Consider the following 12,909-nt stretch of genomic DNA (forward strand, 5'->3'; position numbering starts at 1 on the left):
CAGTTCACCTTTCCACCCTTTGTCGGATCATGCCTGTCCGGGCGGTGCGGGGCATGCGTGACGGGGCATCCGGGGCGAGAGGGCATCCGGGTGGCGGAATTTCCGCCGGGCAGCGGCCCCCGTGGGAGGATCGGGACGACAGCGATGACTATGGAAGGCAGATCCGTGGCCGAGAAGCTCTACGCCACCCTGAAGACGAACCACGGCGACATCGAGATCGAGCTGCTGGAGAACTTCGCGCCGAAGACCGTCCGGAACTTCGTCGAGCTCGCCACGGGCGCCCGCGAGTGGACCCGTCCCACGGACGGCCAGAAGACCACGGCCCCGCTCTACGACGGCACCGTCTTCCACCGCGTCATCAGCGGCTTCATGATCCAGGGCGGCGACCCGCTGGGCAACGGCACCGGCGGCCCCGGCTACCAGTTCGCCGACGAGTTCCACCCGGACCTGGCCTTCACCAAGCCGTACCTGCTCGCCATGGCCAACGCCGGCCCGGGCACCAACGGCTCGCAGTTCTTCATCACCGTCGCGCCCACCGCCTGGCTGACCCGCAAGCACACCATCTTCGGCGAGGTCACCGACAAGGCCAGCCAGAAGGTCGTGGACGCCATCGCGGCGGGCCCGACCAACCCGCGCACCGAGCGTCCGCTGGACGACGTGATCATCCAGTCGGTCTCCGTGGAGCGGCGCGCGGCCACGCGCTGACGGGAACCAACGCGGCCCGCCCGTCCGTACTGCTTGTGTACGGACCGGACGTGTCCGGACCGGCAGGGGCGTGCCCCCTGCCCCGCCGCTGACCGAGGGGACCGATGGACACCGAGCGTCTGCCGGGCTGCTACCGCCACCCGGACCGCGACACCGGCATCAGCTGTGCCCGCTGTGACCGGCCCATCTGCCCGGAGTGCATGATCAGCGCCTCGGTCGGCTACCAGTGCCCGGAGTGCGTCCGCGGCGGATCCGGCACCGGGCACGCCCCGGCGGCCAACGCGCCGCGGACGGTCGCGGGCGGACTGGTCGCCGCCGATCCCCAGCTCGTCACCAAGATCCTGATCGGGATCAACGCGGCGGTGTTCCTCGCCGCGTACGCCGTCCCGGGCCTGGCGGTCCGGCTGGAGCTGCTGGGCCGGTACGTGGAGTACTACGGGGCGCCCCTGGAGGGCGTCTCCACCGGGCAGTACCACCGGCTGCTGACCTCGGTGTTCCTGCATGTCGAGTGGTGGCACATCTTCGGCAACATGGTCGCCCTGTGGGTGATCGGCGGCCCGTTGGAGGCGGCCCTGGGCCGGGCCCGGTACCTGGTGCTCTACCTGCTGTCGGGCCTGGGCGGCAGCGCCCTGGTCTACCTGCTGACCGCGCCGAACACCCCGACGCTCGGCGCGTCCGGCGCCATCTGCGGGCTGCTCGGCGCCACCGTGGTCCTGGCCCGGCGGCTGCGCTACGAGATGCGGCCGGTGCTGATCACCCTCGGGCTGATGCTGCTGGTGACCTTCGTGCCCCTGGGGGGCGGCTGGTCGGTGTCGTGGCAGGCCCACATCGGCGGCCTGGTGACGGGCGCGCTGGTCGCCCTCGGGCTGCTCGCCCCCGCCACGGGCAGACGGCGCACCCTGGTCCAGGGGGCGGTCTGCGGGGCGGTCCTGCTGCTCACGGCAGCGGTGGTCGTCCTGCGGACCGCCGCACTCACCTGATCACACCGGCGTCAACTCTCCACAGAGTTATCCACAGATCTTCTGTCTTTTCCTCAGGTGTGGATGACGCTGTGGATAACTCATGGGGAGAGCTTGCGCCGCTGGGCTATCCGTGTACTACTTCCACTGCGTGGAGACGCCGAATCCGGCGGCGATGAATCCGAAACCGACCACGATGTTCCAGTTGCCCAGCGCCTCGATCGGCAGCTGGGTGTCGGTCACGTAGAAGACGACGATCCACGCGAGACCGATCAGGAAGAGCGCCAGCATGACCGGGGCGACCCAGCCGCGGCTCCCCAGCCTGATCTGCTGCGCCTGCTGCTTCGTCGGCGGCGGCGTGTAGTCGTCCTTCTTGCGGATACGTGACTTCGGCACGAGGGGCTCTCCTGTCGATGCGCTGGGGGACCTTGCCTGCCCCGGGCGTCCGTTAGCGTAGTGGACCTGTGGCGTTGAAGGAGAAGGGTACGTTGACCAATTCCGACGACTCCTCCGCGGGTCCCCGCCGCCGGCCCAGGCCGGTGCGGCTGCTCACGGCCGCCGTGTTCGCCCTGGCGGGCCTCATCTTCGTCACCAGCTTCAACACGTCCAAGGGTACGAACATCCGCACGGACGCCTCCCTCCTCAAGCTCTCCGACCTGATCCACGAGCGCAGCGCCAACAACGCCGAGCTGGAGAAGAACGCCGCCGCCGTCCGCGCCCAGGTCGACGCCCTCGCCGACCGCGACAACGGCAGCACCAAGGCCGAGGACGCCAAGCTCGCCGCCCTGCGCAAGGCCTCCGGCACCGAGGAGCTGACCGGCAAGGGCCTCAGCGTCACCCTCAACGACGCCCCGCCGAACGCCACCGCCCGCGTCCCGGGCGTCCCCGAGCCGCAGCCCAACGACCTCGTGATCCACCAGCAGGACCTCCAGGCCGTGGTGAACGCGCTGTGGCTGGGCGGCGCCGAGGGCATCGAGGTCATGGGCCAGCGGCTGATCGCCACCAGCGCCGTGCGCTGCGTCGGCAACACCCTGATCCTCCAGGGCCGCGTCTACTCGCCCCCGTACAAGGTGTCGGCGGTCGGCGACCCCGGCGCACTGCGCAAGGCCCTGAACAACTCCCCCGCCATCCAGAACTACCAGCTGTACGTCAACGCGTACGGGCTCGGCTGGAAAGTGGAGGAGGACAAGCGGCTGACACTTCCCGGCTACTCCGGCACAGTGGACCTCCACTATGCGAAGCCGCTGGAGTCCGCCTCGCCCTGACGCCGTACCGCGCCTGCTGGTACGCACGTTCAGCGAACTGTGCCTGACGGCCGGGACGCTGATCGTGCTGTTCACCGCGTACGTCCTGCTGTGGACCGGGGTCAAGGCGGACCGGGCCATGGACGGGGAGCGGGGCCGGCTGCGCGACCGCTGGGCGGTGGCCGCCCCCGCCCCCGCGCCCCCGCCGGACCCGTCCGCCGCCTCACCGGCCCCCGCCGCCCCCGCCCCGCGGCCGTACCCCGCCGGGCAGGCCTTCGCCGAGATGTACGTCCCCCGCTTCGGCGCGGACTGGAGCAAGCCGGTCCTGGAGGGCACGGACACCGGCCTCCTCAAGAAGGGCCTCGGCCACTACACCGGCAGCGCCCGCCCCGGCGGGGACGGGAACTTCGCCGTCGCCGGCCACCGGCGCACCTACGGCGACCCCTTCAAGGACCTGGACGAGCTGCGCCCGGGCGACACCGTGATCGTCCGCGACGCGGTCAACCGTTACACCTACACCGTCCGGGCGGAGCCGCTGCGGGTCCTGCCCACCGAGACCGGGGTCGTGGACCCCGTCCCCGCCCGCTCCCCCTTCGCCGCCCCCGGCAAGTACCTCACCCTCACCACCTGCGACCCCGAGTGGGGCCACAGCCACCGCCTGGTCGTCTGGGCGGAGCTCACCGCCACGGCGCCCGTCGGACCCGGAGGATTGCCCGGGTGACCCCCGCCGCCGGGCCCCCGGCCCGTAGTCTGGTGCGGTACCGCCCCCGCGGTGCGTGAGTGAATCGTGGACGACGAAGGAAACAGACGGAATGTACGGCTGGATCTGGCGGCATCTGCCGGGCAACGCGTGGGTGCGGGCGCTGATCTCTCTCGTACTGGTCCTGGCGGTGGTGTTCGTGCTGTTCCAGTACGTCTTCCCGTGGGCCGAGCCGCTCCTTCCCTTCAACGATGTGACGGTGGACGAGGGATCGGGAGCCACTCCGTGAGCGCGCGCATTCTGGTTGTCGACAACTACGACAGCTTTGTCTTCAATCTGGTCCAGTACCTCTACCAGCTCGGCGCCGAATGCGAGGTGCTGCGCAACGACCAGGTGGAGCTCGCCCACGCCCAGGACGGCTTCGACGGCGTCCTGCTCTCCCCCGGACCGGGCACGCCCGAGGAGGCCGGGGTCTGCGTCGACATGGTCCGGCACTGCGCCGACACCGGCGTCCCCGTCTTCGGCGTCTGCCTCGGCATGCAGTCCATGGCCGTCGCCTACGGCGGTGTCGTGGACCGGGCGCCCGAGCTGCTGCACGGCAAGACCTCCCCCGTGGTCCACGAGGGCCTCGGGGTCTTCGCCGGGCTGCCCTCGCCGTTCACCGCGACCCGCTACCACTCCCTGGCCGCCGAACCGCAGACCCTGCCCGACGTGCTGGAGGTCACCGCCCGCACCGAGGACGGGATCATCATGGGCCTGCGGCACCGGGAGCACGACGTGGAGGGCGTCCAGTTCCACCCCGAGTCGGTGCTCACCGAGTGGGGCCACCGGATGCTCGCCAACTGGCTCGTGCGCTGCGGTGACGCCGGCGCCGTCGCCCGGTCGGAAGGCCTGGCCCCGGTGGTGGGCAAGGCCGTCGCGTGACGACGGTCGCGCCGTCCGCGCCCAACGAGGGCCGGGCCGCGCGGCGCAGGGCTGCGCAGGAGGCCGCGAAACGCTCGCACGCGCGGGCCCGCAAAGGAGGCGGGCGGGGCCGCCGTCGCGCCCGCCCGCGGTCCGGCGGACCCGTGGTGGTGCTCAGCCGGGCCGTCGGCGAGCTGTTCATCACCGCCGGCGTGGTGATGCTGCTGTTCGTCGCCTACCAGCTCTGGTACACGAACCTGCTGGCGCAGCGGTCGGCCGACGGGGCCGCCGGTTCCCTGCGCCAGACCTGGGAGCATCCTCCGGCGGCCGCCGCACCGCCCGTGGCCGCCTTCGAGGCGGGGCAGGGCTTCGCCATCCTCCACATCCCCAAGCTGGACCTCAAGGTCCCCGTGGCCGAGGGCGTCAGCAAGGCGAAGGTGCTCGACAAGGGGATGGTCGGCCACTATGCGGAGGGCGCCCTGAAGACGGGCATGCCGGCCGACAAGGAGGGCAACTTCGCGCTCGCCGGGCACCGCAACACCCATGGCGAACCGTTCCGGTACATCAACCAGCTGGCGCCGGGCGATCCGATCGTGGTCGAGACCCGGGACGCGTACTACACGTACAAGATGACCTCGGCCCTGCCGCAGACCTCCCCGGCGAACGTCTCCGTGATCAAGTCGGTGCCGGAGGGTTCCGGGTTCACCGGACCCGGCCGGTACATCACGCTGACGACCTGCACCCCGGAGTTCACGAGCACCTACCGGATGATCGTATGGGGCAGGATGGTCGACGAACGCCCGCGCAGCCAGGGTGCTCCGCCCGCGCTGAACAGCCGCTGAACAGCCCGTAAGGACGAATCCGCAGTGTCTCGTGCCCGCCGCCGCTCCGCACCGCCGCCCGCCGACCGCAGTGTGGTCGCCGGGGCCCTGAGCCTGCTGGGGGAGCTCCTGATCACCATCGGGCTGATCCTGGGGCTGTTCGTGGCGTACTCGCTGTGGTGGACCAACGTCCTCGCCGACCGGCAGGCCTCGGCCGGGGGCGACCAGGTCCGCCGGCAGTGGCAGCAGACCCCCGGCGCCGCCACGGGCGGGACCGGGCAGCCCGGGGCCCTCGACACCCAGGACGGGATCGGCTTCCTGCACGTGCCGTCGATGAAGAACGGCGAGGTGCTGGTGAAGCCCGGCACCTCCTCCGAGGTCCTCAACGACGGCGTGGCCGGCTACTACACCGACCCCGTGAAGTCGGCCCTGCCCTGGGACGACAAGGGCAACTTCGCGCTGGCCGCGCACCGCGACGGGCACGGGGCGAAGTTCCACAACATCGACAAGGTGAAGAAGGGCGACTCGGTCGTCTTCGAGACCAAGGACACCTGGTACGTCTACAAGGTCTTCGCCGAGCTCACCCAGACCTCGAAGTACAACACGGACGTGATCAACCCGGTCCCGAAGGAGTCGGGCAGGACCGCCCCCGGCCGCTACATCACGCTGACGACCTGCACCCCGGTCTACACCTCGAAGTACCGGTACATCGTCTGGGGCGAGCTGGTGCGGACCGAGAAGGTCGACGCCCAGCGCACGCCTCCGGCGGAGCTGCGCTGACGTTTCACGTGAAACAGGCCCGGCACCCCTCAGGGGTGCCGGGCCTGTTTCACGTGAAACGTGGTGCCGTCGCTATCGGCCGTCGCTATCGGCCGCCGGTGAGGCCGCCGAAGATGCCTCCGCCGCCCTGCTGGCCCCCGTCCTGGGGCTGGTTCGGGTTCGCCATGGTGCGGACGTTGATCACCGTGCCGGCCGGGACCGGGCTGCCGGCCGGCGGGTCGGAGGTCACCACGATGGCGTTGTCGTCGGTCGGGCCGCCCAGGACCGACCCGAAGTTCAGGTTGACCTGCTTCAGGGTGTTCTTGGCCTGGGCCACCGTCTGCCCCGTCAGCGGCGGCACGGCCGACGGCTGGGCGTTGCCCTTGGCGATGCTGACGTTGACGGTGGTGTCCTTGGGCAGCTGCGTGCCGGGCTCGTACTGCTGGGCCACGATCGTCTTGGGCGCGGCCCCGGGCTGGTCCACCTCGGTGGTGCTGCCCAGCTTGAGCTTGGCGTCCTGGAGCGCCTTGATCGCCTGGTCCTTGGTCATTCCGCCGAGGTTCGGGACGGCGCCCTTCGCGATCTCCTTGGCGACCGTGAGGGTGACCACGGAGCCCTGCTCGGCCTGTGCGCCGGCCTTGGGGTTCTGGTCCATCACCGTGCCGGGGCTGGCACCGTCGGACTCGACGAGCTTCTTCTCGACCTGCAGCTTGCTCTTCTTCATCAGCGCCTCGGCGTCCTCGAACTTCAGCCGCGAGGCGTCCGGGACGGCCACCTTGGGCGCGCCCGAGGAGACCTTGACCTTGACGACCGAGCCCTTGTCGACCTTGGTGCCGTCGGCCGGGTTCTGCGAGCAGACGCTGCCCTTGGGCTGCTCCGCGCAGGGCTCCTCGGCCTCCTTCTCCACGGTGAGCCCCACGTTCTTGCCGCTGCTCTGCGCCGACTCGAAGGTCTGGCCGACGAGCTTGGGCACGGCGGGGCGGTTGTCCGTGGGGGTGAAGATGGTCTTGCCGATCAGGATCGCGCCGACCAGCACGAGCACCGCCGCGACGGCCAGCAGGATCGTCGAGGCCCGGCTCTTCTTCTGCTGCCGGCGCCCGTGGCCCTGGTCGTAGCCGCCCTGGTCCTGGTAGCCGTATCCGCCGTCGCCCCCGGGGGGCATCGGCGGCATCATCGAGGTCTGGCCCGCGTCCGGGGAGCGCAGGGCGGTGGTGGGCTGGTCGTAGCCCTGGTGCCCGTATCCACCCTGGTCGGGGTAGCCGTAGCCGGCGCCCATGGTGGCGGTCGCGGCGACGGGCTGGCCCTCAAGGCAGGCCTCGATGTCGGCCCGCATCTCGTCAGCGGACTGGTAGCGGTAGTCGGGGTCCTTGACCAGGGCCTTGAGGACGATGGCGTCCATCACGGGCGTGATCTCGGGGTCGAAGTTCGACGGCGGCTGCGGTTCTTCCCGTACGTGCTGGTAGGCGACCGCCACGGGGGAGTCGCCGACGAACGGGGGCCGCACGCACAGCAGCTCGTAGAGCAGGCAGCCCGCGGAGTAGAGGTCGGAGCGCGCGTCGACCTGCTCGCCCTTGGCCTGCTCCGGGGAAAGGTACTGGGCGGTGCCGATCACGGCGGCCGTCTGCGTCATGGTCATCCCGGAGTCGCCCATGGCGCGGGCGATGCCGAAGTCCATCACCTTGACCTGGCCGGTCCGGGTGAGCATGACGTTCGCGGGCTTGATGTCGCGGTGCACGATGCCGGCGCGGTGCGAGTACTCCAGCGCCTGGAGGATGCCGATGCACATCTCCAGGGTCCGCTCGGGCAGCAGCTTGCGGCCGGAGTGCAGCAGCTCGCGCAGGGTGGAGCCGTCGACGTACTCCATCACGATGTACGGGATGGAGATGTTGTCGACGTAGTCCTCGCCGGTGTCGTAGACCGCGACGATGGCCGGGTGGTTGAGCGACGCGGCCGACTGGGCCTCGCGGCGGAACCGGGCCTGGAAGGACGGATCACGGGCGAGGTCGGCGCGCAGGGTCTTGACGGCGACGGTACGGCCGAGCCGGGTGTCGTGCCCGAGGTAGACCTCGGCCATGCCACCACGGCCGAGCACGTGGCTCAGCTCGTACCGGCCGCCGAGGCGACGCGGCTCTTCCATAACGTTCCAGCCCTCTCCGTCAGTCCCGACCGCACCCGTGTGTGGTCCGGCGGTGTGCTGTTCGCGGCAAGGCTACCGGCCGATCGTCGGTGATCGGTTCGTGACCACAGGCTGATATCGGACCGGTACCGAGCGCTCGGATCCTGTCTGCGGGTCTCATCCCTTGTTCTTCAGGACGGCTTCCATGACGGCCTTCGCGACCGGCGCGGCCAGGCCGCCGCCGGTGATGTCCTCGCGGTCCTGGACGGCGCTGTCCTCGATGACGACGGCGACGGCCACGGGGGAGGAACCGTCGGGCAGCTCCGCGTAGGAGATGAACCAGGCGTAGGGGCGCTTGGCGTTCTTCTCGCCGTGCTGGGCGGTACCGGTCTTGCCGCCGACCTTGACGCCCTTGATCCTGGCCGTGGTGCCCGTGCCGTTCTCGACGACGTTCACCATCATCTGCTGGACCTTCTGCGCGTTCGCCGCGCTGAGGGGCCGGCTCATCTCCGACGGCTCGTGCTTCTCGATGGTGTCGAGGTTGGGCGCGGTCAGCTGCTCGACCATGTACGGCTTCATCAGCTTGCCGTCGTTGGCGATGGCGGCGGTGACCATGGCCATCTGGAGCGGGGTGGCCGCCGTGTTGAACTGGCCGATCGAGCTCAGCGCGTTGCCGTCCTTGCCCATGGTCTTGTCGTAGACGCTGGCGAAGGCGCGGACCGGGGTGTCGATGGTGCTGTTGAAGCCGAACTTCTGGGCGGTCTCGACCATGCCGTCGCGGCCGACCTTGTCACCGATGTGCGCGAAGACCGAGTTGCAGGAGACCTGGAGGGCGTAGTTCAGGGTCGCCTTCTCGCAACCCGTGGCGTGGTTGACCATCGGGGTCTTCGTGCCGGGCAGGATGTACGGCTCGGGGGTGTCGGTCGGCGCGTTGATGTCGCTGATCACCCCGTGCTCCAGCGCGGCGGCGGTGGTGACCACCTTGAAGGTGGAGCCCGGCGGGTACGTCTCGCGCAGGGCGCGGTTGACCAGGTTCTTGTCGGCGCTGTCGTTCAGCGTCCGCCAGGCCTTCTCGTCGTTCTTCGAGTTGCCCGCGAAGGTCGACGGGTCGTACGACGGGGTGCTGGCCAGGGCCAGGATGGCGCCGGTGCGCGGGTCGATCGCGGCGACCGCGCCCTTCTTGTCGCCGAGCGAGCTGAAGGCGGCCTTCTGGGCGGCGGCGTTCAGGGTGGTGATGACGTTGCCGCCCTGCTTCTTCTCACCGGTGAACATGCCGATCGTCCGGTCGAAGAACAGCCGGTCGTCGTTGCCGGTGAGGATGCCGTCGTCGATCTTCTCCAGCTGGGTGGAGCCGAAGGCCTGCGAGGCGTAGCCGGTGACCGGCGCCCACAGCGGACCGTCGACGTAGGTCCGCTTGAACTTGAAGTCGCTGCCGTCGGTGACCGCGGAACCGGTGATCGGCTGGCCGCCGACGATGATGTTGCCGCGCTCGGTGGCGTACTGGGCGATCTGGACCCGGCGGTTCTCCTTGCGGGTGCTGAGGTCCTCCGCCTGCACGTACTGCAGCCAGTTGGTCCGGATCAGCAGGGCGAGGACGAGGAGCCCGCAGAACAGCGAGATGCGTCGCAGGGGCTTGTTCATGACGGGCGGACCACCTGGGTCATCTCGGAGTCGGGGGACGGGGCGGGGGCCGGGGCGGGGCGGCGTGCGGTGTCGCTGATCCGGATGAGGATGGCGATGAGCACCCAGTTCGCCAGGACGGAGGAACCGCCGGAGGCGAGGAAGGGCATGGTCATGCCGGTGAGGGGGATGAGGCCCATGACCCCGCCGGCGACGACGAAGATCTGGAGGGCGAAGGCGCCGGAGAGCCCGATGGCGAACAGCTTGCCGAAGGGGTCGCGGGCGGCGAGGGCGGTGCGTACGCCCCGCTCGATGATCAGGCCGTAGAGCAGGAGGAAGGCCATGACGCCGGTCAGGCCGAGCTCCTCGCCGACGGTCGAGAAGATGAAGTCGGAGTTGGCGGCGAAGCCGATGAGGTCCGAGTTGCCCTGGCCCCAGCCGGTGCCGAGGACGCCGCCGGAGCCGAAGCTCATGATCGACTGCCCGACCTGCTCACAGGCGCCGGAGGTGCTGTAGCAGGCGAAGGGGTCGAGCCAGGCGGTGACACGGACCTTCACGTGGCTCGCGGTCATGCCGACGACGGTGGCGCCGCCGACCGACATCAGCAGGCCGATGACGATCCAGCTGGTCCGCTCGGTGGCCACGTACAGCATGATCACGAACATGCCGAAGAACAGCAGCGAGGTACCGAGGTCGTTCTCGAAGACGAGGACGAGCAGGCTCATCGCCCAGATCATCAGGATCGGGCCGAGGTCACGGCCGCGCGGCAGGTAGAGGCCCATGAAACGGCGGCTGGCCAGGGCCAGCGCGTCGCGCTTCACCATCAGGTAGCCGGCGAAGAAGATCGCGATGACGATCTTGGCGAACTCGCCGGGCTGGATGGAGAAGCCGCCGACGCTGATCCAGATCTTCGCGCCGAAGACGTCCGCGCCCAGGCCCGGGATCACGGGCAGGATCAGCAGGACGAGGGCGCCGGCCATCGAGATGTACGTGAACCGCTGGAGCACGCGGTGGTCCTTGAGGACCAGCAGGACGACGGAGAACAGGGCGATGGCGAGCCCCGTGTACATCATCTGGCGCGGCGCGGACTCCGTGAAGGTGCCGAAGCTGCGCTTGGCGAGGGTCTGCAGCCGCTCGGACTGGTCGAGGCGCCAGATCAGGACGACGCCGAGCCCGTTGAGCAGGGTCGCGATCGGGAGCAGCAGCGGGTCGGCGTACTTGGCGAAGCGGCGTACGACGAGGTGCGCGATGCCGGCGAGCACGGCGAAGCCGAGCCCGTAGACCAGCATGCCCGGGGGCAGCTCGCCGTGGATCGACAGGCCCACGTTGGCGTAGGCGAAGATCGGGATGACCACGGCGAAGGCGAGCAGCAGGAGCTCGGTGTTCCGCCGGCTCGGCGCCTCGATGGCGCCGATGGTGGTCGTGTTGGTGACAACGCTCATGGTGTGGCGGGCCCCCTGTGCCCGCGTATGTCTACTGCTTCTCGCACTGGCCGACGACAGCCTGCTCCGCGGGAGTCAGGGTGGGGCCGGGCGTCTGGTTGCCCTGCGCTTCGGCAGCGCGGCGGACCTCGTCCTGCTTGCAGGCGGAGACCTGGGTGCCGAGCTCGTCGATCTTCTTGCGCGCCCCGTCGAGGCTGTCTTCGCTGATGGTGGCCTCGACCTGCTTCCGCTTGAAGGACGGCAGGTACTTCAGTTCGATCTCGGGATGATCCGTCTCGACCTGAGAGAGGTGGATCCACGCCAGGTTCTGGCTGATGCCGCGGTACAGCGCCACGTGGTCACCCTTGACGCCCACGTAGTACTGGGTCTGAGTCCAGCGGTGCGCAGCGTACAGGCCTCCGCCGACGACCCCGGCGACGAGCAGCAGGATCAGGGTGCGGGTGGTCCACTTGCGCCCTTTGCCGCGCCGCTTGCGCGGGTGGTCGTAGGAGTCCTCGTACTGGCCGTCGGCGTCGTAGGCCTCGGGTTCGCCGAAGGTTCCGTACGCGGCGCCGCCGCCCTGGCTCTGGTCGGGGTATCCGTAGCCGGCGGCGTCACCGCTGCCCGGGGGGCCGAAGGAGCCCGGGGGCGGCGGGGTCTGGCGGCCGAGACCCGAGGCCCGGCCGGCCGGGGTCTGCATGGCGTTGCCGTCGAACAGCTGGTGCGGGTTCTCGGCGACCGCGCCGACGACCACCGGGGTGTCGCTCAGCTGGGCGGCCATGGTGTCGCCGCTGTCGGTGTCGAGGACGTCCGCGACGATGCAGGTGATGTTGTCCGGTCCGCCGCCGCGCAGGGCGAGCTGGATCAGGGACTGCACCGTCTCGTGCGGGCCGTGGTAGTCGGCGAGGGTCTCCTCCAGGGTCTGGTGGGAGACCACGCCCGACAGGCCGTCGGAGCAGATCAGGTAGCGGTCGCCGGCCCGGACCTCGCGGATGGAGAGGTCGGGCTCCACGACGTCGCCGCTCCCGAGCGCCCGCATCAGGAGGGAGCGCTGCGGGTGGGTGGTGGCCTCTTCCTCGGTGATCCGGCCCTCGTCGACGAGCCGCTGGACCCAGGTGTGGTCCTGGGTGATCTGGGTGAGGACGCCGTCGCGGAGCAGGTAGGCGCGGGAGTCGCCGACATGGACGAGGCCGAGCCGCTGGCCCGTCCACAGCAGGGCGGTCAGCGTCGTGCCCATGCCCTCGAGCTGGGCGTCCTCCTCGACCATGACGCGCAGCTGGTCGTTGGCCTGCTGCACGGCGATGCCGAGGGCGGTGAGGATGTCGGAGCCGGGGACGTCGTCGTCGAGCTGGACGAGCGAGGAGATGACCTCGGAGCTGGCGACCTCGCCGGCGGCCTGGCCGCCCATGCCGTCGGCGACCGCGAGGAGCCGGGGACCGGCGTAGCCGGAGTCCTCGTTGCCCTCGCGGATCATCCCCTTGTGCGATCCGGCGGCGAAACGCAGGGACAGACTCATGCGCACCTGCCCTGTCGACGAAGTTGCTGCCCCGGAATACAACCGGTCTCGAGCCACACTGCCCACCCTCCGGTCGGGAGCGCGCTCGGGCCCGTGTCCCCGGTGGGACGGACCGCTGCGGCTCGCTCGCTCCGCTCGCTCATTC

At 70.1% G+C, this 12,909-nt stretch carries 12 protein-coding genes and 1 pseudogene; 8 read left to right on the forward strand and 5 right to left on the reverse strand.

Annotation, left to right across the window (positions count from 1 at the left end; all coding sequences use genetic code 11):
- The first annotated feature begins 165 nt into the window (after positions 1–165).
- Together ACFY0O_RS04335 and ACFY0O_RS04340 are read left to right on the forward strand one after the other, a co-directional pair.
- Complete coding sequence (locus ACFY0O_RS04335; protein ID WP_358891459.1) at positions 166–705, forward strand: peptidylprolyl isomerase; 540 nt, start codon at positions 166–168, stop codon at positions 703–705.
- 104 nt (positions 706–809) lie between these two features.
- Positions 810–1,685, forward strand: coding sequence for a rhomboid family intramembrane serine protease (locus ACFY0O_RS04340; RefSeq protein WP_388942625.1), 876 nt, complete (start codon positions 810–812; stop codon positions 1,683–1,685).
- Positions 1,686–1,802: 117 nt separating this feature from the next.
- Here ACFY0O_RS04340 and crgA read toward each other — a convergent pair whose 3' ends face one another.
- Positions 1,803–2,060: a cell division protein CrgA gene (crgA, locus tag ACFY0O_RS04345; RefSeq protein ID WP_388942627.1), complete on the reverse strand. Its 258-nt coding sequence runs from the start codon at positions 2,058–2,060 to the stop codon at positions 1,803–1,805.
- Between the two features lie 92 nt (positions 2,061–2,152).
- On the opposite strand from crgA, the gene ACFY0O_RS04350 reads away from it, so the two are divergent.
- The 6 genes and pseudogenes from ACFY0O_RS04350 to ACFY0O_RS04375 all read left to right on the forward strand — a co-directional run bounded on the left by ACFY0O_RS04350 (position 2,153) and on the right by ACFY0O_RS04375 (position 6,112).
- On the forward strand, positions 2,153–2,929 hold the full coding sequence (locus ACFY0O_RS04350; RefSeq protein WP_358891456.1) for a DUF881 domain-containing protein: 777 nt from the start codon (positions 2,153–2,155) through the stop codon (positions 2,927–2,929).
- Complete coding sequence (locus ACFY0O_RS04355) at positions 2,898–3,629, forward strand: class E sortase (protein ID WP_388942631.1); 732 nt, start codon at positions 2,898–2,900, stop codon at positions 3,627–3,629. Before ACFY0O_RS04350 ends, ACFY0O_RS04355 begins: the two co-directional genes overlap by 32 nt.
- A 91-nt stretch (positions 3,630–3,720) precedes the next feature.
- The gene (locus ACFY0O_RS04360; RefSeq protein ID WP_030011120.1) at positions 3,721–3,897 is read left to right on the forward strand and encodes a hypothetical protein; all 177 of its coding nucleotides are present in this window, start codon (positions 3,721–3,723) and stop codon (positions 3,895–3,897) included.
- Entirely contained in the window at positions 3,894–4,532 is a 639-nt protein-coding gene (locus tag ACFY0O_RS04365; RefSeq protein WP_388942634.1) for an aminodeoxychorismate/anthranilate synthase component II, read from the forward strand. The genes ACFY0O_RS04360 and ACFY0O_RS04365 overlap by 4 nt, the downstream gene beginning before the upstream one ends.
- 146 nt (positions 4,533–4,678) lie before the next feature.
- Positions 4,679–5,353, forward strand: a pseudogene (locus ACFY0O_RS04370) (class E sortase); the annotation flags it as partial.
- 24 nt (positions 5,354–5,377) lie between these two features.
- Positions 5,378–6,112, forward strand: a complete 735-nt coding sequence (locus tag ACFY0O_RS04375) for a class E sortase (protein WP_388942636.1) — start codon at positions 5,378–5,380, stop codon at positions 6,110–6,112.
- 85 nt (positions 6,113–6,197) lie between these two features.
- Here the strand turns inward: ACFY0O_RS04375 and pknB are convergent, their stop codons facing one another.
- From pknB to ACFY0O_RS04395, 4 genes are all read right to left on the reverse strand, one after another.
- Entirely contained in the window at positions 6,198–8,228 is a 2,031-nt protein-coding gene (gene pknB, locus ACFY0O_RS04380) for a Stk1 family PASTA domain-containing Ser/Thr kinase (protein ID WP_358891452.1), read from the reverse strand.
- Positions 8,229–8,384: 156 nt separating this feature from the next.
- Entirely contained in the window at positions 8,385–9,848 is a 1,464-nt protein-coding gene (locus ACFY0O_RS04385; protein WP_388942639.1) for a peptidoglycan D,D-transpeptidase FtsI family protein, read from the reverse strand.
- Positions 9,845–11,269, reverse strand: a complete 1,425-nt coding sequence (locus tag ACFY0O_RS04390) for an FtsW/RodA/SpoVE family cell cycle protein (RefSeq protein WP_358891451.1) — start codon at positions 11,267–11,269, stop codon at positions 9,845–9,847. The genes ACFY0O_RS04385 and ACFY0O_RS04390 overlap by 4 nt, the downstream gene beginning before the upstream one ends.
- A gap of 31 nt (positions 11,270–11,300) precedes the next feature.
- The gene (locus ACFY0O_RS04395) at positions 11,301–12,764 is read right to left on the reverse strand and encodes a PP2C family protein-serine/threonine phosphatase (protein WP_388942642.1); all 1,464 of its coding nucleotides are present in this window, start codon (positions 12,762–12,764) and stop codon (positions 11,301–11,303) included.
- Positions 12,765–12,909: the final 145 nt, after the last annotated feature.

This window comes from Streptomyces sp. NPDC001594 (assembly GCF_042893675.1).
Lineage (GTDB): Bacteria > Actinomycetota > Actinomycetes > Streptomycetales > Streptomycetaceae > Streptomyces.